The following is a 22213-nucleotide window of genomic DNA, read 5'->3' on the forward strand; positions in this document are numbered from 1 at the left end:
ACCACTATTTTATATTGCTATTTGATTGTTTTATATTATTTATTTCTTTTAGTAATGATTGTTTATCATCATCAGTCATATAATTTAAATCTATCAAAATTTGCTTATGAGAAGCATTTTGTTTGTAGTCTATTCTTAAAAAATTATTTTCTTCAATGATAAACTCAATATTTTTTAATAGGATGCAATTCATTTTATTACTTTCATTGCTTCGCATCAAAGCATAGACAATAAAAAACAACGCAAAAAATAATAAATCAATTATTCTTAACTTACTGTTTTTTCCTACTGTTATATAGGTTTGACCCAAAATAATGTATTTTTCCGAACCGCGCAGCAATAAATAAATAATCATAAATATTATTGCTATACCTAATTGTAATGGCAGCTTTAAGGTTAAAGCAAGGCATAAAAAAATAACGAAAACTATAGATAATAGAATAAGGCCATTTTTTATATATTTTCGTTGATAAAATACTAAGTCTTGATTTTCTTTTTTCCAGTTATTTGAATAACTATTAACTTCAATACTCAATTTTCTTTTTTCCCACTTTTTTTGATAATAGTATTTTTTATTAAACGTAATTGTAATATTTTTAACGTTAATTTGTATATTTATAAATCATAAAATAATCAGGTTGATTTATTTTTTGAGAATTGGAAAATATTAGTTTTTTTATTGTCTTGCTTTTATTTATACTTTAAAAACACATACGTAATTTATTTAAAATTTCTTTTTTACGTCATTTTTTTTAAAATTTAAATGTTTTTTTAAAGTGAATTTTTTACGAGCGATTTTATTACAATATGAATAAATTCTTTTTATTCCATATTTGACCGATTAATTTTTTACTACGGGGAAAGCCCAAATTAACTATAAAGTTATGAGAAAAAATACTGCCTTATTGTTTAATTATCATATCATCTCGATGAACTGCAACAGGACCATATTCATAACCTATAATTTTGTAAATTTCTTGCGAATGATGCCCAGCAATTTGTCTTAAAGCATCACTGTTATAACGGCTAACACCTCGAGCAATATGTTTGCCTAAGCTATCACATATATCAATAACTTCACCGCGCGAAAAGTCCTTTTCAACTTTTATAATACCTTTAGGTAATAGCGAACTGCCATTATTTAAAATCGCATTAACAGCACCATCATCTAATAACACTTTGCCTGCTTTAGGTGCGCCAAATAACCAGTGTTTTCGGTGTTCTAATGGTGTCTTTTGAGGAATAAATCGTGTACCAACAGGGTGATTATTGATAATATCAATAATCACATTGGCTCTGTTTCCTGCCGCAATCACAACTTCAATACCCGCACTACCAGCAACTTTTGCTGCTTGTAGTTTCGTTGTCATACCACCAGTGCCAAGCCCTGAAACACTATCACCAGCAATGCTTAGTAATTTATCATCAATGTGATCTACTTCATGAATTAACTTGGCATTTACATCTGCTCTTGGATCGGCTGTATAAAGTCCTTCAATGTCGGTTAATAAAATCAGCTTATCAGCTTCGGCTAAAATTGCTGCTAGTGCTGATAAATTATCATTGTCTCCAACTTTTATTTCGGCGGTTGCAACAGCATCATTTTCGTTAATGACCGGAATGATATGATTATCCAACATGGCTTTTAACACATCTTGCGCATTTAAAAATCGTTCACGATCTTCAAGGTCGGCACGGGTAAGTAACATTTGGCCAATATAGATTTTATAGATAGAAAACAGTTGTTCCCAAAGCTGTATTAATTTACTTTGGCCAACCGATGCAAGCAATTGTTTTGATGCAACAGTATTAGGTAGAGTAGGGAAGTTTAAGTATTCGCGACCTGCTGCAATTGCGCCAGAAGTAACAATAATAATTTTATGTCCATCTTGATGTAAACATGCACATTGTCTTATCAGCTCAACTATTCGTGCCCGATCGAGTTGTTTTGAGCCAGCAGTTAACACACTGGTACCTAATTTAACAACAACAATTTGTTGTTTTTTATTGATCATAACATTGCTCTTATTTTTAATCATGAATTATAAAATAGACTCCATCCATTTTACTGATTGAGTAAACGCTTGATGCAAACTTTTTTGTAACTGTTTTTTAGACACTGTTACTACTTTATTTTGCTTAATTGAATGAATCAATTTTGCTTCACAAAGATTACTTAGCTTATCATCCTCAAATATGATATTCATTACTGGCACATGGCAAGCATGAGTTAAAAGGCCTTGATTTTTTAGTGAAAAGTATTTCAGTTCTGCCGCTAATTGCTGATTGGATATCGAAGGTAATGCCAAGCGACTTGCGAGCATATCTTTGTAGCTATTAGGTAGATTTTTTTGCAGCTCATTATCAACAAAAATTTGGTGAACAAATGGAGTGAAGTTAAATAATCCTTTTATTTTATTTGGCATTAAATAGGCCAAACGTGTAGCAATATGCGAACCAAAACGAAAGCCTGCAACAAAAACACGATGATCATCAACCCATGGCACAGAGGATAATTGCTCTAATATAGCTTGATGAATTTGGCTACTATTTTGTGTTAAAGCAAAGTTACGGCTATACCCAACTGTCGGTAAGTCAACAGTTAACATAGCAAATCCATGTGGGGCTAAAAACTCACTAAAATAACGATAGTAATCGATTTGCAAATTACCTAATGCATTACAGATTAGCACAACAGGGCAAACTTTTTCAGTTTTTGGTAGATGCAAAATTGCTTTGACGCTACGATTATCAACCTTAAATTCAAGCTCTTTAATCAAAAGAGGGGAAAAACTAAGCGCTTTTGTATAAGCTTGATAAGCACAAGTTTGGGCATACATTGCCAGTTCATCATTTTTAAAATGAGGATAACTGGCGATACTTGAAAATTCACTAGCAATAAGGTAATAATTGAGTAAATTGTTTTTATCTTCATTGGTAAGATTAGTTTTATCAATCGACTCTGCTTTAGCTTGCCAGATTGCTGCTTGGTTTAAAAATTCATAAATCCAGTTGCCAGATTGATAACCAACAACGGTGTCTAACCAGTTATCATTTGTATGATGTCTAGTTGAAGCGGCAATTTTTGATAAAACCGCTTCAGCTTCTAATTTAGGTAAACCACGCCAATGCCACAAAATGGGATTAATAATACGATACCATCTTGAATCAATTTCACCATCTAACGCACTAATACTACTGCCATCACTACTATCGATACGATTTATGAGTGTTGAAGTTTCAGGATAATCAAATTGTGGTTTGAATATCTGTGCCGTTAGATTTTCGGTAGTTGCCATAACAACTTTAATTTCCCTATTGATTATTTATGATCACAAATTGGTTTAACGAACATCACTCCAGTATCCCAAGGTTGTTCGATCCAGGTATCTTGAGCGATATCGACAACATAATCATCAACAAGTGGTTTACCTGCAGGTTTTGCAAAAATAGTAACAAAGTGTGCTTTTGGATACATTTCGCGGATAGTGTGAGCGGTGTTACCTGTATCGACTAAATCATCAACGACAATAAAGCCTTCACCATCGCCATTGGCCTGTTTTAATATTAGTTTTTCTCGTTGATGATCATGATCGTAACTTGAAATACAAACCGTATCGACATAACGAATACTTAATTCACGCGCTAAGATAGCCGCCGGAACTAATCCACCACGACTAACGGCAATAATACCTTTCCATTGATTAGCAGGTAATAAGCGTTCTGAAAGTTGGCGCCCGTAGGATTGTAACATTTCCCAAGTGACATTGAATTTTTTCTTTTCAGCAATAAGTTCTGCTTTGTGTTGTTTTTTTGCTTGGATTTCTTGTTCAGTTAATAAAGTTTGTTCTGTTGACATGTGTAACCTGCAATTTTAATCGGATGTAAGAATAAATAAATATTAATGGATTAAAAATAGATGTAAAATTGCACCTTATTATAGAGTGATTAGTTAAAAAAAACCACTCATTAATTTATTACTTACTTAATAATTGAGGTTATATTATGCTTTCTACCTTAACACCTAAATTTGTTTGGCAGATTTTTAATGATATTTGTAAAATCCCCCACCCATCTCACCATGAACAAATGATCACCAAATATATTGTCGATTTTGCCAATACTCATCATATCGATTGCAAACTTGATAAAGTGGGTAATATTTTATTAACAAAGCCTGCGACCAAAGGCATGGAAGCGTGCCCGTCGATTGCATTACAGGCACATATGGATATGGTGCCACAAAAAAACGAAGGCACTAGTCACAATTTTTTAACCGACCCAATACAAGCTTATGTTGATGGTGAATGGGTAAAAGCTAAAGGTACTACATTGGGTGCTGATAATGGAGTCGGACTTGCTTCTGCGCTTGCTGTTTTAATTGATCCAGCAGTTGAACATGGACCAATTGAAGTATTGGTAACCGTATCAGAAGAAACGGGTATGCATGGCGCCTTTGGTTTACAACCAGATTGGCTAAAAAGCCAATATTTAATTAACACAGATTCTGAAGACGAAGGTGAAATATTTACTGGATGTGCTGGTGGTGTTGACTTTACATCGACTTTTTCTATTACTTATGCAGTAATACCTGAAAAACATGATTGTTATATGAGCATTTCGCTTAAAGGGTTAAAAGGTGGCCATTCAGGTTGTGATATTCACCTTGGTCGTGGTAATGCAATAAAATTAATGGCTCGCTTTTTAGCGCAATATGCGCAAGATGTCTCATTTAGATTAGCCGATATCAAAGGTGGATCATTACGTAATGCTATTCCAAGAGAAGCCTTTGCTGAAATCACGCTAAACAAACAGGATTTACCTAAATTAGAGGCTATTATCAAGCAATATCAAACTATTTTACATAATGAGTTAGGGCATGTAGAACCCGCTATTGAAATAACATTATCAGAGGTTGAATCCAATAAAGTAAAACGCATATTAACCACTGAACATCAAGATAAGATCATTAATTGGTTAAATACAGCACCTAATGGTGTGGTTAGAATGAGTGATCAGCTTCATGGTGTGGTTGAAACATCACTTAATTTAGGTATTGTCAGTATTGAAGATAACCAATTTAATACCCATTTTTTAATTCGCTCTCAAGTCGATAGTGCTAAGGATGCTGTTGTATCAACACTGATATCACTTAGCCAACTCGTGAATGCCAATTATGAAATAAGTGGTGGTTATTCAGGATGGGAACCTAATTTAGATTCACAATTACTAAAACTGGCCAAAGATAAATATCACGAAATTTTTTCTCAGCAAGCGAAAATAATGGTGATTCATGCTGGGCTTGAATGCGGTCTATTTAAGCAAAGTTATCCACATATGGATATGATTTCAATTGGGCCAACGATTGTTTCGCCACATTCTCCAGATGAAAAGGTCAATATCCAAAGTGTTTATCGTTATTGGGAATTATTAGTAGCGATATTAAAATCAGCAAGTCTTTTAAAATAATCTACCGCGTTGCCTGCCGATCTTTATCGGTAGGTATTTAAAGTTTTTTGCTTGTATTTACTCAAGAAAATAAAATCATAAATTAGATTCACTTAAAATAGTAAGAAAAAATCCCCAAAAAAAACAAAATGAAATTAAATTCATAAAAAGTGAATAAAAATTCATTTTGGCACTTGTAATAGCCTTATAAATAACCTACTATATACAAATTATTGTATAAAAAATAGATAAGGATAGGTATGTTAAAGGCCATTATTGTAGGAGCAAGTGGTTATGCTGGTGCGAAATTAGCTTATTATTTACATAAGCATCCGCATATAGAACTTATTGCTTTAACAGTATCAGAAAACAGCCAAGATGGTGGTAAGCTTATTTCTGATTACGATTTACATCCCCAGTTAAAAGGTGTTGTTGATTTACCACTTATAGCCACTGCGGATTATTCGGCTTATATTAATGATGTCGATATCGTTTTTTTAGCTACTGAACATGCCGTTAGTCATAATATCGCCCCTTATTTCTTAGAATATGGTTGTACCGTTTTTGATTTATCTGGTGCGTTTAGAGTCAATTCCACCACTTTTTATACTGATTATTATGGCTTTACCCACCAACATCCAAAATGGTTAGACAAGGCTGTTTATGGCTTAGCTGAATGGAATAGTGAACAGATCAAAAGTGCTCAACTTATTGCAGTACCAGGGTGTTATCCTACCGCTTCGCAATTACCTCTTAAACCATTAATTAAAGAAGAACTACTAGACAATTCACAATGGCCTGTCATTAATGCCGTCAGTGGTGTGAGTGGTGCAGGGCGAAAACCTTCGCATAATAATATATTTTGCGAAGTGAGCTTACATGCTTATGGGTTATTCAATCATCGTCACCAACCCGAAATTGCGACACATTTAGGTCAAGAAGTGATCTTTACACCTCATTTAGGCAGCTTTAAACAAGGTATTCATGCCACAATAACTTGCCGAGTAAAAGAGGGCGTAACATCAAAAGATATTCTTACGGCTTTAAATAAATATTACCAAAATAAACCTTTAATCAGAGTCTATCAAAAAGATTGGCCGGCATTAAAATCTGTCATTGGTTTGCCTTATTGCGATATTGGCTTTGTATTAAAAGATCGCCATTTAATATTAATTTCTGTTGAAGACAACTTATTAAAAGGCGCAGCAGCACAAGCAGTGCAGTGTATGAACATTCGATATGGATTTGATGAAACCACATCATTATTATAAAAATGGATGAAATTATATTTAAATTCTGTACAAAAATTTGAACAAATTAGCAGTAGGTTAAATTCATAGGAAACTAAAATGAAACCATTAATTATAAAACTTGGTGGCGTATTACTTGATAACAAAGATGCCCTAAGTAAGTTATTTGTTGTTATTCGTGAATATAAAAAGAATTTTCAGCGGTCATTAATTATTGTGCATGGTGGTGGTACAGTGGTCGATTCATTAATGGATAGACTCTCTTTACCTGTGGTACGTCGAAATGGACTACGAGTCACCCCTGCTGACCAAATCGACGTTATTGTCGGTAGCCTTGCTGGCAGTGCCAATACCACTTTATTATCAGAAGCTAAAAAACAGCAAATAGCCAGTGTGGGACTCTGCTTAGCTGATGGTAATAGTGTAGAAGTCAAACAAATTTCGGAAGATCTTGGTTATGTTGGCGAAGCCAAAACCGGCGATCCTACATTAATAAACCTACTTGTTAATGCCGGTTACTTACCCATTGTCAGCTCGATTGGTATCACTGAAGAAGGGCAAATGATGAATGTCAATGCGGATCATGCTGCGGTCGCGCTAGCTAAAACCTTAAATGCTGACTTGATATTGCTATCTGATGTGGTTGGCGTACTTGATGAAAACAAGCAACGCATTGAATCACTAACGCAATCACAAGCCGATCAGCTGATTGCCAAAGGTATTATTACAGAGGGTATGGTCGTAAAAGTCAATTCCGCTTTTGAAGCTGCCAAAGCCTTAGGACGACCGATTGCAATTGCTAGTTGGAAAGAGTCTGACCAACTGATTCAATTATTTAACGGCCAATCAGGTACAACAGGCACAAGAATTATTGCTTAAATATTAAGCTGATATTATATTAAACTGGTTAGCTATATTTAACAATTTAAAGTAAAGGTCTCTAACTCATTTTTTACCGTAAGTTAATTTAGAAAGGGTGTAGCATGAAAAAAAGTGGAACAAAAAAGGTTGTATTGGCTTATTCAGGCGGTTTGGATACATCGGCGATTATTCCTTGGTTAAAAGAAAATTATGGCGGGTGTGAAGTTTATGCATTCGTTGCTAATGTAGGTCAAGATCCAAAAGAATTAAAAGATGTAGAAAAAAAAGCCAAAGCATCGGGTGCAGTTGCTTGTAAAGTTGTTGATTTACGAGAAGAGTTTGTTAAAGACTATGTATATCCCGTCTTAAAAACAGGGGCTTTATACGAAGGTACTTATTATCTTGGTACCTCGATGGCTCGTCCAATTATTGCTAAAGCACAAGTGGAATATGCGCTAGAGGTTGGCGCTGATACATTATGCCATGGTGCAACGGGTAAAGGTAATGACCAAGTACGTTTTGAAACCACTTATACCGCACTCGCGCCACAACTTAAAGTGATTGCACCTTGGCGTGAATGGGATCTACGTTCACGTGAAGCATTAATTGATTATTTAAAAGTCCGTAAAATTCCAACTACTGCAACCGTTGAAAAAATTTATAGTCGTGACGAAAATGCATGGCATATCTCAACAGAAGGCGGCGTGTTAGAAAGCACATGGAACCAAGCTAATGCTGATTGCTGGGCTTGGACTGTTTCGCCAGAAGAAGCGCCAGACAAACCAGAATTAGTGACCATTGGCATTGAAAAAGGTGAAGTGATTTCAGTCAATGGTAAAAAATTATCGCCTTACAACTGTGTTGCAACATTAAATAAAATTGGTGCAAAACATGGTGTTGGGAGAGTTGATATTATTGAAAATCGCCTAGTTGGCATTAAATCACGGGGTTGTTATGAAACGCCTGGCGGCACAATCATGATGACAGCATTACGCGGTTTAGAACAATTAATCTTAGATCGTGACAGCTTTAAATGGCGCGAACAACTTGGTTTAGAAATGGCATACGTTGTTTACGATGGACGCTGGTTTGCTCCATATCGTCGATCAATTCAAGCTGCAGCCGAAGTTTTAGCGCAAGATATGACAGGCGAAGTAGTGGTTAAACTTTATAAAGGTAATGCGACTGCGGTACAAAAGCAATCACCAAATAGCTTATACAGCGAAGAGTTTGCCACATTTGGTGAAGATGAAGTTTATGATCATAGCCATGCTGGTGGGTTTATTCGTCTATTCTCGTTATCATCACGTATACGTGCATTAAATGAAGAAAAGCAAAAACAACCTGCAAAAAAAGCTAAAACAGCTAAATCCGCTACTAACACAAAAACAGCAGCTAAAAAATCAGCAACAAAAACGAAAAAGTAAACGCTAATGCGCAAATAAAAAAGTGATAATAATAAATATATACAGGTTAAACCCTGTATATATTATTTTTATTCTTGATAAAATTTAAATTATTTAAGCAATTATTGAAGATAATATTGAGGTAATTATGGCATTATGGGGAGGACGTTTTAGTCAAGCGGCAGATCAACGATTTAAGCATTTTAATGATTCATTACGCTTTGACTATCGTCTTGCAGAGCAAGATATCATGGGTTCAATTGCTTGGTCAAAAGCATTGGTGACGGTTAACGTTATATCTTATGATGAACAAAAAAAATTAGAAAAAGCCTTAAATGAATTACTGATTTCGGTTCAACAAGATCCTAAACAGATTTTACAAAGTGATGCCGAAGATATACATAGTTGGGTTGAACAAAAACTGATCGAAAAAATTGGCGATTTAGGTAAAAAATTACATACAGGCCGAAGCCGTAACGACCAATCAACGACCGATTTAAAACTATGGTGTAAAGATCAGATTCCTTATTTAATTAGTACGATTAATCACTTGCGACAATCTCTGGTTATAACTGCCGAACAGCATCAAAATGCGATTATGCCCGGTTACACCCACTTGCAACGTGCTCAACCAATTACTTTTGCTCACTGGTGCTTAGCTTATTTTGAAATGCTTAGCCGTGATGTCAGTCGCTTACAAGATACATTAAAACGCTTAGACGTTAGCCCATTAGGCTCAGGAGCATTAGCCGGAACCGCCTATCCAATGGATCGTGAGCAATTGGCGCATTGGTTAGGGTTTGCTCGAGCAACTAATAATAGTTTAGATTCGGTGTCCGATCGTGATCATATTGTTGAATTATTAAATAACGCCTCAATAGGCATGGTACATCTATCGCGTTTTGCTGAAGATCTTATTATTTTCAACAGTGGCGAAGCCAACTTTGTTGAGTTATCAGATCGCGTTACGTCAGGTTCTTCACTCATGCCACAAAAAAAGAATCCCGATGCATTAGAACTGATTCGCGGCAAAGTAGGGCGGGTTACTGGTGCTCTAATGGGAACACTCATGACTATCAAAGGTTTACCTCTTGCTTATAATAAAGATCTACAAGAAGACAAAGAACACCTATTTGATGCGCTCGACACTTGGCAAGAATGTTTAGATATGGCCACACTAGTGTTAGAAGATATCAAAATCAACTATAAAAGCTGCCAAGAAGCCGCTAAACAAGGTTATTCAAATGCAACCGAACTTGCTGATTATTTAGTTGCCAAAGGCATACCATTCCGCGAAGCTCATCACATTGTTGGCGAAGCCGTTGTTGATGCGATAGCAAAGCAAAAAGCACTCGAAGAACTCTCGCTTGCAGAACTACAAAAATTCAGCCCCGTGATCAATAATGATGTCTATCCAATATTATCGTTAGAATCATGCTTAGCTAAACGCTGTGCTAAAGGCGGCGTTGCACCACAGCAGGTAAAATCAGCGATTGAAGTTGCCAAGCAACAACTTTCATAATCACCTATATCAATCTAATTACAACCATGCCGGCATTCGCCGGTATTTTTATGCTAAAACATATAGTTTCCTGAAACTTTTTTACAAAAAATCTGATTGTATATCTGTCCATACAGTGTAAAAATAGAATCCTTTTTTGAATGGATCAAAGTGAATCGTAATGAATAAAAGTTATAACTTTAGTGCAGGTCCTGCAAAATTGCCTGCTGATGTGTTAAAGCAAGTTCAAACTGAATTATTAAATTGGCGTAATACAGGCGCATCAGTTATGGAATTAAGCCATAGAGGTAAAGATTTTGATGCATGTGCTATTGAAGCCTCTAACGACCTGCGTGCAATTTTAAACATCCCTAATAATTATAAAATCCTTTATTGCCAAGGTGGTGCCAGAGCACAATTTGCCGCAGTTCCATTGAACATCTTAGGTAAGAGAACTAGTGCAGACTATATCAACAGCGGTTATTGGAGCCAATGCGCAGCCAAAGAAGCTAGCAAATATTGCCAAATTAATGAACAAAATGTTGTTATCAAACAAAATGGACTAACAGCTATTAAACCTATGTCAGAATGGCAATTAAATGATAATGCCGCCTATGTACACTATTGCCCAAATGAAACAATTGACGGGATTCAAATCTTTGAAGAGCCCAACTTTGACAATAAAACCGTGGTTGCTGACTTATCATCATGCATATTATCACAACCTATTGATGTAAGCCGATATGGTATTATTTATGCTGGTGCACAAAAAAATATTGGTCCATCAGGCATTACCATTGTTATTGTGCGTGAAGATCTTATTGGTTATGCGCAAAAAATCCTACCATCAGTATTAGATTACAAAATTTTATTGGACAACGATTCCATGTTTAACACGCCACCTACATTTGCATGGTATATGTCAGGCTTAGTATTTAAATGGATAAAAAGCCTTGGTGGACTAAAAGCAATGCAGCAACGAAACCAAGCCAAAGCGCAATTACTATACCAATTTATCGATCAATCCGATTTTTATCGAAATACTGTCGCAACAGCGAATCGATCAATTATGAATGTCACTTTTTTATCCCCAAATGAAGAACTAGATAAAAAATTTGTAAGCGAAGCAACTCAAGCTAACATTATTGGAATCAAAGGTCATCGTATTGCAGGTGGAATGCGTGCATCCATTTATAATGCGATGGATCAAGAAGGAGTGAATTATTTGATTGACTTTATGCGGCAATTTGAAAAACAAAATGGTTAAATTAATACAAGATATTATAATTCATTAATACCAATAAAAAAGGGAGGCAAAGCTCCCTTTCTTATTTAACTAGCCTTATTTACAACTATAAACATCACCAACCATAACCGCATCTGTTGGCGCAATATCCGAAATATATTGCATAGAAGTATCTTGTGCGTTATAAATCACATTCCCCCCCATTGCAGCAGCCTTATTCATCAGCTCAGAAGCTGCATCGCGAATTAGCTCGCTATGAGTTTTAAGGCCAGAAAAGAAACTACTACGACGTCCTTCCGCTTTACCCAATAACTGACAAGAAGCCGCAGGTTTAGTATCAATAAACTGAACTTGACTACCAGCAGAAGTAGGTTGATATTTAGAACCACTACAAGCACCTAAAAGCAAGGTTGCAAACATCGCAACACCAATAAATAATAATTTTCTGATAGACATAACATTTCCTCAACCAATAAAATAACTAACAGTAATAAACCAAATTATTGTATCAGTTTAATTAAACAAAAAATATCAGTAATTAAACTTGCATAAAATCCAATAAATTACAGTTTAATAAATAATCAAACCGACCTATTTTATTAATTAACTATAGCAAATTTGATTCAACTCTATTATAATCATAACCCTACTAACTCAGTAGCACACCCAAATGGCCCCTTAGCTCAGTTGGTCAGAGCAGTCGACTCATAATCGATTGGTCACTGGTTCAAGTCCAGTAGGGGCCACCATTCTAAATCAATATAATCAAAAGCTTACATTTAAAAATCACATTATGAAAATCAGTCAACTTTACTAAGTGGCGGTAAAATGGCGGTTAAATTTTTTATTACTATTATTAAAAAAATAAAGCCCACTAGGTGAGCTTTAATACTAATAATTCTAGTATTTTATAATTTTGCTTGTGCCATGACATTATAGAGTAGATCAGCGATACAACTCACCGCAATAATGAATTCGTTTTTATTGATATGATTTGAATTTAATAAAAATCGGGCGAGTAGTTCAGCTTGTTCGAGTTTTGCAAAGCTATCTAAGTTTAATTGAACAATATCATTTGAAGATGCAATGTTTAAAATCTGATGTTTCATGATTGAATTCCTTGTGGAGTAAATTTATTTAATCACCAACAGCACGCCAATACTGGAGGTGAACTGAACAAGGTTGGCGTACCGCTCCACAAGAATACGGCGAGCCTTTCGGCTCCCTTATCCAGCTCACCATTGAATAGGTACAACTAGATTATAGGCATAAAAATACCGCTTTTAGCGGCTATGCGCTTGTGGAATAATGCAGGACGCCAATCCTGATGTTAGATTTTGCTAACGTGGTTTTAATATACATGAAAAAAAGCGTGTTAGTCAACATTATAAAGTTGGGCTTATAGTTTTTAATTAATAGTTTGTTCTTTCTGCGTTCTTATATTTTGTGAAAAAGGTATTTTTACATTTGGGTTGGGGCAGTTACTCGGTACAATTGTTTCTGATATTGATTGCATCGCTGTAAAAGTATGGCCACAAAATATATTTGAACACTGATAATATTGTTTTCTGGTTAATTCGGATAACGCTTCACTTGAGCGAATAACGGCTTTTAATTTGCAGTGGGGACATTTCATTCTATCACCTGAGTATTAACTTTTAGTTAATTATATATTATTAAAAATTAACTTTAAATTTATTTTTGTAAGGTGTTTTTTATCTAATTAAGGAATGTTTATTGCTAATCGTATAAATATTTATTATAAATATCCTATACTATATGTAAAAAAATCTAGTAATGAGAGAAATATTTATTATGAAAAAAGAATATTATTGGTGGGATCTAGATGAGTCAAAATTTAAGGCAATACTTTATGATTCAATAAATATTTATTTTCTGCATGATCATCCATATAAAAATTGGGATGAGTTTGTTAAAATCGAACCTCATATGGCTTATGCCCATTTAATTTATGTTCGTTTTCATTCATTAGAACAACAATTTGTTGATTTAAGGGTGATCCCTCAAATGCTTGGTGTACAAAACATACCTTTAAAGTCTATTTTACAAGATATAAATAGGTATGATTGGCTTAAATCAATTGTAGATTTATCATTATATAGATTTTCGAGTATCCGAGACATTGTTTTTCACTTTGTTAATCAAGTTTTAGAACTTAACATTCCTGATCACATATTAAATATAAAACAACTCAGTAAAATTATTAAAAATTCTCATCCTGAAATTTTTAATATTTTAAAAATATTGGAAAATTCTGGATCTACACTCCGATTAGAAAGAAATGATAGGGCTCATAAAGGATTTTATAATTTATACACAGACGACGATGAAATGTTTAAAAATATGTCTTGGTCTGAACAAACTAATTCAAAAATCGTTGGTTATGATTTAGTTGCAGTTTATGAAGCATCAAGAGATAAAATTTATTCAATTTTTGTAGAAGAAGTAGAAAAAATATTTATTTCTTGTAATGAATTGCTTAATGAACTTTATCCCTTTTATCGAGATAAATATAAAATTCTTTCAGAAAATTCAAAATCAGGACCATCTCCCCATTTTAAAAACTATCATATGAATCATGCTTAGTTATTTGTTATTAATGGATATGTTATTCATACAAATTTAATCCAACTTAATTTCCAATTCCAAACTTGTCACAAATTCTCCCTGTTGTATTCATAGAGTGTGAACAACGGGGGATTATCCATTTTTATAAATCAATTTCTTATTTAAATCTTTGTACTGTTACCAGCATTTCGGGAAATAGGTATGAGTTATCCTCTGTTTTTGATTGCTCAAATTAGACAAACATTAATTAATTTTATATTAACTTTTAATTAAATCCAGTGTTATTCATTTTCTTCTTTAGGTTTTTCGTCATCTTCTAATTTAATTTCGAGTTCAACATAAGTGGTATAACCGCTGTTTGTGTCTAAGCTGTGCGTGCAACGGGTTATTGTCCATAGTGTTGAGTCGATTTCCTTTTTAAATCCTTCGACTGATGCGGGCATTTCTGGGTAAATGTCAGGACGCCCTTCAGCAAGGTTGATGCTAAATTGTGATGCGCCGCGTTGTAATTTGTACCATTCATTACGAGCCGCTCGGAAGGCGTTTTGTTTTGATGCGTATGTGTGCCGTAATATTTTTACGTTTCCATCAGCACCGACTAGCACGCCATTTTCATCTTTGTTTGTTTGGTTGTTTTTATTTTTTGTTTTTCGAGTTGCTTTGGTCTGTTGTTTTTGCTGTTGACGGTAGTCAATCCAATAAGCTTTTACACCCGTGTAAGCATTTCTATCGGCAATAGCAAAGCGGTGCTGGTCGCCAAGTTTGCGGGTGATTGTTGTTGTCGGGATGTCTTGACCATTTACTGTTTTTGCCAATCCTTTTTTGAAAATAATCAGCATGCCATTTTTTAATGTTACAGCGGCATTAAAATCGTTGTATAGGCGTGTTAAAAATGAAGCATCAGATTCGTTAGTTTGGTCTATATGGGCAATGTGTTCATGCTCTATACTTTTATCTATCCTGTATAGCAGATTGTGCCGTTTTGCGATTTCTTCAGTTATTGCCCCAAGTGTTGTATCAGAGTAGCTTTTTTCGCGTTTTTCGTTTAGTGAGTCACGCAAATTGGCGCTTTTGCCACGAATTGATAGTACGTCTGGCGTTCCGGAGTGCTCGCATTCGTCAATAGTGAAGATGTTTTGTAAAATGACGTTATCATTAACCCAGCCTAGTGATACGCTAATTTGAACTCCTCGCTTGGGTAGTTCAAGTTTGCCGTCGCTATCGTCTAATTCAATAGATATGGTGTCAGCATCTAATCCTCGATTATCAGTAATCTGCATCGAGATAAGACGTTTATCAAAGTTAGATGTAATATCTTTATCATCAATTGTAATTGTGTAGGTTGGTTGTTTCATATCATCCCTATAATATCAGCGAAAGGTAACCAGTCTGGTGGATCAACTTTTGTTAGTGATATAGTGAATTCAATCTTGCGTGGCGCACCATCTTTAAAAAATTCCGTTTTGGTTTTTTTTAAGTTGGTCATAACGAAAAAGCCAAGTGGTATGCCGGTACCTTCGATTAATGGCCACGAGTAACCAAGGTCGGCCATTCTTTCTAAAACTGCTAAACTTAATCTACCCCCCGTTAATTCAGGATACAATACGCCAGATAAGGTTATCGTTTCGTTATCACGACCAATAAATTGTAATGCTGAACGTTGATTTACACGTGAATTTGCTGGAAACCGCCAATCTTTATTTTCTTCCGCAGTCTGATACGGTATTGTTTTTAAGCTGAAAACAAATAAGCCATAACACATCATCATATTAATCGATATCCCTTAAACTTGATCTGTAGCGTGCTGATTGATTGCGTTCACGTCGTTCTATCTCTTTAGCCACACAACGTGCTAATTCTTGTTCATTCATGCTTGGGGTGGCATTTATTGTTATGTAATACTGTGATATACCAGAGGTACCACTAATAGGGCGGCGATTATCTACGACAACACCGCTTGAAAGTTGTGAACCTGTGGTTATTATGTTGTTTGCAAGTTGGCCAACACTTCGTATTGCGTCATTTTGATTTCGTTCAATACCGTTAACATACCCATCAACCGTGTGTCCTCCAAATTTTGCAAACAAACGAGAAGGGGAGTGAATGTCTAATGTGTTTTTAAATCGGTTGCTGATACTTTTCCCTAGTTGACTCATGGAGCGGAATGCATCGCTTTGGTTATGTTCGATGCCGTGTATATAGCCATCGATAGTATAACCGCCAAATTTAGCAAAAACTCTGGATGGTGAGTGAATATCTAAAGTGCTTTTAAACCAGTTGCTAATATTTGCGCCAAGATTTGATACTGTTTTTTTTGTTTCCTCCCATTTGTTGTTTATTCCTAGTATTAGTCCATCAGAAATATCGGATCCAATTCTTGAAAATTTATTCAATAGACCATTCTCACCAGTAAATATTTCCTCTATTTTTTGGGGGAGTTCACGGATTTTATTGGGAATTGATATTATAAACTCAATATCACTTTCAACTATATTATATAGTTTTCTAAATAGTCTTATTAGTCCTCTAATGATGTTACCCACTGACGTACCGAATGATTTACCAGCTTCTGTTGCGTTATCTAATTCTTTAGTAGTTAGCTGTACAGGTTGGAATAAATTATCAAACCAATTTATTAGACTGCTTATCTTGTTGCCAATCCAACTAAATAAGTCGCCAACAGTACGAACAATAGGCATTAGAAATGATAATTCGTCCGATATACCCGTCAACGATTTACATAAACCCTCCAAAAAGCCAATAAAAAAGGTGCTGATGGGTTGCCAGTATTTAGAAATTAATCCAGCAATGATAATAATATTTTTCCCTAGTGGATTGAATATTTTTGCCAACAATTTAATTATTTTATAAAAAGTCTTCCCAAATGATTCGCCAGCGCTTTCGACTTTTTTAAACTCATCTTTAGTTAATTGCATTGGTTCAAACAAATCACCAAACCAATTAATTAAACTACTAATTTTTCCACCAATCCACTTAAATATATTTCCAATAGTGGTGATTGTAGGCTTTAAAAATGCAAATTCCTTTTCGGTTTCAGATAATGATTGACGTAAACCGTTCCAAAACCCAATAAAAAAGGCGCTAACGGGTTGCCAGTATTTATAAAGCAAACTAGCTGCAGTAATAATCCAACCAATTGGGCCAAGAACAAAGCTAACTCCTCTGAGTGCAAAACCAAAAAATTGTAATATACGGGGCATTAATGTTGATTTGCCAAATATTCCAAATAATGAGCTTATTCTTTTAAATGGTAATCCAGTAAATCCAATTCCTCCAAGTAGAAGTTTTTTAGGTGATTTACCAATAGCTAGTATTGATCTACCGATTGATTTTAATATTGAGCCAGTTTTTTACCTGGCACAATAAATGATAATAATGTTTTGCTAAACGACGAAAACCCTTTTTTTGCAACATTCGTTTTTATAAATAAACCACCAAATGATAAACCAATTCTTGATAATATAAATCGGGTCATTAACATTGGGCCAAATACACTCATTAGCATTATTGCAAATGTACCAAATGCAGTGGTGATTGCTGCAAGCCCTGCGCCAACAACAACCAAGGCCTTACTTAATGCGGGATGTTTTTTTAAAAATTCACCAACACCGTGCAAAAATTTAGTTAAGCCCTGAATAGCAGATCGTAGCCAGTCATTGTTTTTTTCGAATAGTTCAACGCTGATATTTTCAAATGCGGCATGTAGCATTGTCATATCACCAGCTAAATTGTCGAGTTTTGTTTTTGCAACTCTGGCTGCTTCGCCATCATATTCCCCTTGCTCTCCACGCATTTTTTTCAAAAAGCCTGTTGATGCTTGAGTTAGCAAAACTTCAAATCCAGTTAAACCAATTTGCCCTGCAATTTGTTTATTTATTTGTGCTCGTTGTACATTGCCCATGTGCTTGGTGGCTTCAGATATTTCTGACATGATATCAACAACATCACGCATATTGCCGTTTTTATCGGCAACTTTAACTCCCAGTTTTGCTACTGCGTTTGATGTTCCAAGTCGTACTAAAATCTGACGTAATGTTGTACCAGCTTGGCTTCCTTGAATGCCTGCATTACCCATTACAGCAGTTAGTGTTGAAATAGTCTCTAAGCTTTGTCCAAAGCTAGCTCCAACTCCTGCGCTATATTTTAAGGATTCACCTAGCATAGGAATATCAACATTATTGCGAGTAAACATAGCTGTTAGAACATCAGCAACGTGATCCATTTTTTCTGCAGGTAACCCCATAGCCATTTGAATATTTGATGCAATATCTGCTGTAGTGCCGAGATCAACATCACCAGCGGCGGATAGATTCAGCATGCCGGGCATTGCTTTTAATATTTGATCTGGGTTATATCCCGTTCTACCTAAGAAATATTGTCCTTGAGCAACTTCGCTATCGGTAAATTTAGAGACTAATGGCAATTCTCGTGCTTGTTTTCGTAGCGCTAACATACGAGGATCTTTTTTGTCATCAATTCTTGTTACTGCTTGGGTTGCACTCATGCTGGCATCAAATTCGTAGCCAACATGTAGCAGGTTTTTCATGCTTCTTGCTACTGTTCGCCCCGTTGATAGGGCACCATAGCCAACACCGCCGAGTACAGCAACTCTTTGCATGCCGGTGTCGTATTTTGATCGAACTTGGTTTATTTTTTGTTGATGTTGGTTTAGTTGTTTTAGTCGTTCGGACTGCTGGCTAATGCTTTGATTGGCGCTAGTTATTTGGTTTTTTAATGTAACTTGATGTTGTGCTAAATTTTTAGTATTAATACCTGATTGTTGTAATTCTGCACGTAATGGCGTTAATTTATCTTTTAATTTTTTTGTTTCTGCTGTTGCTTTATTAAATTCGCGTTGCAGTTCCTTTGTTGGTGTAGATGTGTTTTTTAGTTCGAATGCCAATGACTTAGCTTTATTTTTTGCATCTTCAAACTGTTTTTTTAACTGAATAAAACCATCAACATTTTTTTGAATGTTGTTAAGTTGGTTTAATTGATTGCGTGTGTCTTTTAATTGCTGAGCTAATCCTTTAGCACCACTTGTAACGTTGCGAAGCGGTCGGCTTATGTTGTCGACACCTTTCAAATTAACGTTTAATTGTAAATTATTCATCAGTTGAACCGCTTCTTAGGCGGGCTTGTTCCCGCCATTCCATTAGTTCGGATAATGTAAACTCATACATAGCAGATGGTTGCCAATGAAATATTGAAGCAATATCTGCTATAGCATCTTCTACTCTGTTTGGGATCCCGTTGTTGCATTGTTCGATTTCTCTGACAAAAAACCAGCAATTACTTTTGTTATTTCGGAAAGGTCAATTAAATCTAAATTGAAAACTTCATGTTCAGCAATTGCTGGAGTTGCAATGCGTGGTAGTACTTTTGCTAGTGAATCAATATCTAGTTCGATAAAATCGACCAATTTTACTCCACGAAGATCACCCGTTAAAGGTTTGCGTATTGTTAATTCAGTAATAGTTGTTTTACCTGATTGTAAGCCTGATTTTAATTTAACTTGTTGTGTGTTTTGCATAACTTTTACCCTCATAATAATTTTATTGATAATTGTGATAGCCCTTGCGGGCTATGTTTGTTGATTTGTTAAACTCCGATTGCGTGACGAGCCTGCTTTAATCGGTCTTTTCCACCAATTTTGTCAATCATATTGATATAATCGATTTCTATAGTTTCTTCGTTGTCAATAACTTCCTTATAGTAGACGCAGTGTGTAGTAATCTTCGTTGAGTTACTTTCACCTTGTTTTAATTCGCCGCGATCTTGTTCTTTGTGCCGCCCAGTCATAATAATTTCGACTTTGATAAAATCTTCACTATCATCTTTTTGGTAAGCACCAGCAAAACGTAATTCAACACCGTTTAATAACCCGCCATGTTGTTTTAGTATTTCGTATGCTAAGCCGCCAATTGACCACTCAACAACTAACGCATCATCGTCATAACCAAGATCGATAGGTGCTGAACCAGGCATACCACCGCCGCGGAAATTTTCGAGCTTGCGAGTTAATTTGGGTGGCGTGAATGATTCAACCTGACCGATATAAGAAATACCGTTAACATAAAGGTTAAAGTGTTTGAGTTTTTTAGGTAAAGCCATTTAGTTGATCTCCGCTTAATTAGATGCTACAGAATTAGCCAGATCGACCAAATACTTGTCAGTAATGCGCTGGCGTAACATAAGGTTTTCTAATGGTGGTACTGGGGTGTAATCGTAATCAATATAGAGCTTACCCGCTTTTAGAATGTCTGGCGTGTTCGCTTCTGGATCAAACCATGCTTTGCCATCAACAATGTAACCGTTCGATTTTAATTCACGGAATTTGTTATTAATTGATTCGACTAGATCCCGGATTAATGATGCATGCATCGGTGCGTCAACTAATGCAAATTGTGCTTCTGCAATTGTATCCGCTAAAACTTGGGCGGTACGGGTGTAGTTTTCAAATGCAAATAGGCTATCAGCGGAACATGTGCGAGATCCCCAAAAGCGGTAACCTTGGTTACAAATTAATGTGGTTACTTCATGTTCGTTTAGGTAATTTGAATCAGAGCTTTCTTCTTGCAAATCCCAAAAGACATCATGAGAAATGCCCGTTACACCATTAACGGCAACATTTGATAATGTTTTATGCCAACCGACCTGTTGGTCGATTTTGGCACGCAAGCCAATAGCCCTAGCAGTTGCGGCCAATGTAACATTTTGTCTTTGTGTTGTATCAAAACCAACAAAATCAGGCCAAATTACCATGGCTTCACGCGCACCAAGTTGATCACGATAAAGCACTGCATCTTCTTTGGTTTTTGCTCCGTAAGCTGATAAGTAACAAAATGCACGCAATTTTTGTGCTAGCGATATTAATGCGGTTGCAACCGGTAACGAATCGTAACCAGGCACAGCCAAAATACGAGGTTTAACTTTAAGTTGGGTTTGTGCTGAAAGCAGGGCTTTCATGCCAGTATATTTGCCGTCGTTTGTTGTTGTACCAATGATATTTGCCGTTGTGTCGGCATCTGTTGCGCCTGTTTCAACACGCACAGCAACAATAACGGGTGAACACTGATCCGCAATGGCTTCAAGCGTTGGTTTTAGTGTTCCTTGTGAACCCGCTTTACCAATTACAGAGTTAACGTTGGTAATTAAAATCGGTGTGTTAAGTGGAAAAAGGTTAGCGTCCGCATCATCACTAGTACACACAATACCAATAACAGCCGTTGAAACTGTTCTGATTGCTTGTGTACCTTCATTAATTTCGATAACTCGGACGCCGTGATGGTAATCGTTGGCCATAAGATCTCCGTAGCAGTTTACATATGTAAGGTTGTAAAATAAATGTACGGAGATAGTTGCACATTAAAAAAAATGGTGTTAGTTGTTCAGGTTGTAGATTTTGTTTTTACAAGTTGAACAACTAACATCGATATTTTAAGTAACGTTTGGTTTTTCAGGCCAATTTATATCAGACTGGTTAATATCGACACGCATTAACAAGATCCGATATTTTTTCCATTGTTTAAGTTGTTCTTCTTCGTTTGCTTCTTGCATATCAAGATCAATGGTATCTTGAAGCACTGCTATTTTCCCGTTTGCTTCATTGATTAATGTATTTTTTGTAACTGTATTCTGCTCACAAAAATATTGATTACGTTTATTAACATCTTCAAACCATTTTTTTGTTTTTTCATTCCATTTATGAAAAGGAGAAGGTTTCGGATCAGAGTACGTTAAATCATTAAATATAACGCAACCTTTTTTCATTGCGTTATATAATTCGTCATGCTGTTCAGCTGTGATTTCAATAGAATCAACAGGGATTTCATGATTAATTTCATCTATATAAAATGATTGTGTTGTATGACTGTAAAAATGTTTCATG

General features: G+C 35.5%; 22 protein-coding genes, 1 tRNA gene and 1 pseudogene. 8 read left to right on the forward strand and 16 right to left on the reverse strand.

The window, feature by feature from the left end; all coding sequences use genetic code 11:
• Window positions 1-4 precede the first annotated feature (4 nt).
• The 4 genes from GYX25_RS02885 to gpt form a co-directional block, all read right to left on the reverse strand.
• Window positions 5-535 (reverse strand): hypothetical protein, encoded by a 531-nt coding sequence (locus GYX25_RS02885; protein WP_091346749.1) that lies wholly within the window; start codon window positions 533-535, stop codon window positions 5-7.
• 367 nt (window positions 536-902) lie between these two features.
• Complete coding sequence (gene proB / locus GYX25_RS02890) at window positions 903-2015, reverse strand: glutamate 5-kinase (protein ID WP_174786662.1); 1113 nt, start codon at window positions 2013-2015, stop codon at window positions 903-905.
• Window positions 2016-2042: 27 nt separating this feature from the next.
• Window positions 2043-3299 carry an alpha/beta hydrolase gene (locus GYX25_RS02895; RefSeq protein WP_174786663.1) on the reverse strand — a complete coding sequence of 419 codons (1257 nt, stop codon included), beginning with the start codon at window positions 3297-3299 and terminating at the stop codon, window positions 2043-2045.
• A 23-nt stretch (window positions 3300-3322) separates the two neighbouring features.
• The gene (gene gpt, locus GYX25_RS02900; RefSeq protein ID WP_091346754.1) at window positions 3323-3859 is read right to left on the reverse strand and encodes a xanthine phosphoribosyltransferase; all 537 of its coding nucleotides are present in this window, start codon (window positions 3857-3859) and stop codon (window positions 3323-3325) included.
• Window positions 3860-4005: 146 nt separating this feature from the next.
• On the opposite strand from gpt, the gene GYX25_RS02905 reads away from it, so the two are divergent.
• From GYX25_RS02905 to serC, 6 genes and pseudogenes are all read left to right on the forward strand, one after another.
• Window positions 4006-5469: an aminoacyl-histidine dipeptidase gene (locus tag GYX25_RS02905; protein ID WP_174786664.1), complete on the forward strand. Its 1464-nt coding sequence runs from the start codon at window positions 4006-4008 to the stop codon at window positions 5467-5469.
• 239 nt (window positions 5470-5708) lie between these two features.
• Complete coding sequence (gene argC, locus GYX25_RS02910) at window positions 5709-6719, forward strand: N-acetyl-gamma-glutamyl-phosphate reductase (RefSeq protein ID WP_174786665.1); 1011 nt, start codon at window positions 5709-5711, stop codon at window positions 6717-6719.
• A gap of 78 nt (window positions 6720-6797) precedes the next feature.
• Complete coding sequence (argB, locus tag GYX25_RS02915; RefSeq protein ID WP_174786666.1) at window positions 6798-7577, forward strand: acetylglutamate kinase; 780 nt, start codon at window positions 6798-6800, stop codon at window positions 7575-7577.
• Window positions 7578-7681: 104 nt separating this feature from the next.
• A pseudogene (locus tag GYX25_RS02920) lies at window positions 7682-8899 on the forward strand (argininosuccinate synthase); the annotation flags it as partial.
• Between the two features lie 214 nt (window positions 8900-9113).
• Complete coding sequence (gene argH / locus GYX25_RS02925; RefSeq protein ID WP_091346763.1) at window positions 9114-10487, forward strand: argininosuccinate lyase; 1374 nt, start codon at window positions 9114-9116, stop codon at window positions 10485-10487.
• Between the two features lie 160 nt (window positions 10488-10647).
• Complete coding sequence (serC, locus tag GYX25_RS02930; protein WP_091346765.1) at window positions 10648-11733, forward strand: 3-phosphoserine/phosphohydroxythreonine transaminase; 1086 nt, start codon at window positions 10648-10650, stop codon at window positions 11731-11733.
• A 75-nt stretch (window positions 11734-11808) separates the two neighbouring features.
• Here the strand turns inward: serC and GYX25_RS02935 are convergent, their stop codons facing one another.
• Complete coding sequence (locus tag GYX25_RS02935) at window positions 11809-12168, reverse strand: DUF4156 domain-containing protein (protein ID WP_085247993.1); 360 nt, start codon at window positions 12166-12168, stop codon at window positions 11809-11811.
• Between the two features lie 216 nt (window positions 12169-12384).
• Here GYX25_RS02935 and GYX25_RS02940 point away from each other — a divergent pair.
• Window positions 12385-12461, forward strand: a tRNA-Ile gene (locus GYX25_RS02940).
• A 159-nt stretch (window positions 12462-12620) separates the two neighbouring features.
• Here the strand turns inward: GYX25_RS02940 and GYX25_RS02945 are convergent.
• Window positions 12621-12821 (reverse strand): hypothetical protein, encoded by a 201-nt coding sequence (locus tag GYX25_RS02945; RefSeq protein WP_065590148.1) that lies wholly within the window; start codon window positions 12819-12821, stop codon window positions 12621-12623.
• Between the two features lie 299 nt (window positions 12822-13120).
• Window positions 13121-13348 carry an ogr/Delta-like zinc finger family protein gene (locus GYX25_RS11360; RefSeq protein WP_065590149.1) on the reverse strand — a complete coding sequence of 76 codons (228 nt, stop codon included), beginning with the start codon at window positions 13346-13348 and terminating at the stop codon, window positions 13121-13123.
• Window positions 13349-13527: 179 nt separating this feature from the next.
• Between GYX25_RS11360 and GYX25_RS02955 the strand changes: the two genes are divergently transcribed.
• Entirely contained in the window at window positions 13528-14319 is a 792-nt protein-coding gene (locus GYX25_RS02955; protein WP_174786668.1) for a Cthe_2314 family HEPN domain-containing protein, read from the forward strand.
• A gap of 263 nt (window positions 14320-14582) precedes the next feature.
• On the opposite strand, the gene GYX25_RS02960 is transcribed toward GYX25_RS02955, so the two are convergent.
• The 9 genes from GYX25_RS02960 to GYX25_RS03000 all read right to left on the reverse strand — a co-directional run bounded on the left by GYX25_RS02960 (window position 14583) and on the right by GYX25_RS03000 (window position 22212).
• The gene (locus GYX25_RS02960) at window positions 14583-15656 is read right to left on the reverse strand and encodes a phage late control D family protein (RefSeq protein ID WP_174786669.1); all 1074 of its coding nucleotides are present in this window, start codon (window positions 15654-15656) and stop codon (window positions 14583-14585) included.
• Window positions 15653-16069, reverse strand: coding sequence for a phage tail protein (locus GYX25_RS02965; RefSeq protein WP_065608886.1), 417 nt, complete (start codon window positions 16067-16069; stop codon window positions 15653-15655). The genes GYX25_RS02960 and GYX25_RS02965 overlap by 4 nt, the downstream gene beginning before the upstream one ends.
• A gap of 1 nt (window position 16070) precedes the next feature.
• Entirely contained in the window at window positions 16071-17522 is a 1452-nt protein-coding gene (locus GYX25_RS02970) for a phage tail protein (protein WP_174786670.1), read from the reverse strand.
• Window positions 17523-17653: 131 nt separating this feature from the next.
• Entirely contained in the window at window positions 17654-19435 is a 1782-nt protein-coding gene (locus GYX25_RS02975) for a phage tail tape measure protein (RefSeq protein ID WP_174786671.1), read from the reverse strand.
• A complete protein-coding gene (locus GYX25_RS02980) occupies window positions 19428-19592 on the reverse strand; it encodes a GpE family phage tail protein (RefSeq protein WP_442902644.1) in 165 nt (54 codons plus the stop codon). Before GYX25_RS02980 ends, GYX25_RS02975 begins: the two co-directional genes overlap by 8 nt.
• The gene (locus GYX25_RS02985) at window positions 19556-19855 is read right to left on the reverse strand and encodes a phage tail assembly protein (RefSeq protein WP_065574048.1); all 300 of its coding nucleotides are present in this window, start codon (window positions 19853-19855) and stop codon (window positions 19556-19558) included. The genes GYX25_RS02980 and GYX25_RS02985 overlap by 37 nt, the downstream gene beginning before the upstream one ends.
• Window positions 19856-19923: 68 nt before the next feature.
• Window positions 19924-20436 carry a phage major tail tube protein gene (locus GYX25_RS02990; RefSeq protein ID WP_174786672.1) on the reverse strand — a complete coding sequence of 171 codons (513 nt, stop codon included), beginning with the start codon at window positions 20434-20436 and terminating at the stop codon, window positions 19924-19926.
• Between the two features lie 15 nt (window positions 20437-20451).
• The gene (locus GYX25_RS02995; RefSeq protein WP_174786673.1) at window positions 20452-21627 is read right to left on the reverse strand and encodes a phage tail sheath protein; all 1176 of its coding nucleotides are present in this window, start codon (window positions 21625-21627) and stop codon (window positions 20452-20454) included.
• Between the two features lie 135 nt (window positions 21628-21762).
• Window positions 21763-22212 carry a tail fiber assembly protein gene (locus GYX25_RS03000; protein ID WP_174786674.1) on the reverse strand — a complete coding sequence of 150 codons (450 nt, stop codon included), beginning with the start codon at window positions 22210-22212 and terminating at the stop codon, window positions 21763-21765.
• Window position 22213 lies beyond the last annotated feature (1 nt).

This window comes from Gilliamella sp. ESL0254 (genome assembly GCF_013344985.1).
Classification (GTDB): Bacteria; Pseudomonadota; Gammaproteobacteria; order Enterobacterales; family Orbaceae; genus Gilliamella; species Gilliamella bombicola.

Bases quoted from the DNA above. Each gene is read 5' to 3' on its own strand.
- proB (WP_174786662.1), bottom strand. From the start codon at position 2,015: ATGATCAATAAAAAACAACAAATTGTTGTTGTTAAATTAGGTACCAGT.
- GYX25_RS03000 (WP_174786674.1), bottom strand. From the start codon at position 22,212: ATGAAACATTTTTACAGTCATACAACACAATCATTTTATATAGATGAA.
- GYX25_RS02945 (WP_065590148.1), bottom strand. From the start codon at position 12,821: ATGAAACATCAGATTTTAAACATTGCATCTTCAAATGATATTGTTCAA.
- argC (WP_174786665.1), top strand. From the start codon at position 5,709: ATGTTAAAGGCCATTATTGTAGGAGCAAGTGGTTATGCTGGTGCGAAA.
- GYX25_RS02965 (WP_065608886.1), bottom strand. From the start codon at position 16,069: ATGATGATGTGTTATGGCTTATTTGTTTTCAGCTTAAAAACAATACCG.
- GYX25_RS02985 (WP_065574048.1), bottom strand. From the start codon at position 19,855: ATGCAAAACACACAACAAGTTAAATTAAAATCAGGCTTACAATCAGGT.
- argB (WP_174786666.1), top strand. From the start codon at position 6,798: ATGAAACCATTAATTATAAAACTTGGTGGCGTATTACTTGATAACAAA.
- GYX25_RS02955 (WP_174786668.1), top strand. From the start codon at position 13,528: ATGAAAAAAGAATATTATTGGTGGGATCTAGATGAGTCAAAATTTAAG.
- GYX25_RS02975 (WP_174786671.1), bottom strand. From the start codon at position 19,435: ATGAATAATTTACAATTAAACGTTAATTTGAAAGGTGTCGACAACATA.
- GYX25_RS02895 (WP_174786663.1), bottom strand. From the start codon at position 3,299: ATGGCAACTACCGAAAATCTAACGGCACAGATATTCAAACCACAATTT.
- GYX25_RS11360 (WP_065590149.1), bottom strand. From the start codon at position 13,348: ATGAAATGTCCCCACTGCAAATTAAAAGCCGTTATTCGCTCAAGTGAA.
- GYX25_RS02935 (WP_085247993.1), bottom strand. From the start codon at position 12,168: ATGTCTATCAGAAAATTATTATTTATTGGTGTTGCGATGTTTGCAACC.
- GYX25_RS02905 (WP_174786664.1), top strand. From the start codon at position 4,006: ATGCTTTCTACCTTAACACCTAAATTTGTTTGGCAGATTTTTAATGAT.
- GYX25_RS02995 (WP_174786673.1), bottom strand. From the start codon at position 21,627: ATGGCCAACGATTACCATCACGGCGTCCGAGTTATCGAAATTAATGAA.
- GYX25_RS02970 (WP_174786670.1), bottom strand. From the start codon at position 17,522: ATGCCCCGTATATTACAATTTTTTGGTTTTGCACTCAGAGGAGTTAGC.
- serC (WP_091346765.1), top strand. From the start codon at position 10,648: ATGAATAAAAGTTATAACTTTAGTGCAGGTCCTGCAAAATTGCCTGCT.
- GYX25_RS02990 (WP_174786672.1), bottom strand. From the start codon at position 20,436: ATGGCTTTACCTAAAAAACTCAAACACTTTAACCTTTATGTTAACGGT.
- GYX25_RS02960 (WP_174786669.1), bottom strand. From the start codon at position 15,656: ATGAAACAACCAACCTACACAATTACAATTGATGATAAAGATATTACA.
- argH (WP_091346763.1), top strand. From the start codon at position 9,114: ATGGCATTATGGGGAGGACGTTTTAGTCAAGCGGCAGATCAACGATTT.
- gpt (WP_091346754.1), bottom strand. From the start codon at position 3,859: ATGTCAACAGAACAAACTTTATTAACTGAACAAGAAATCCAAGCAAAA.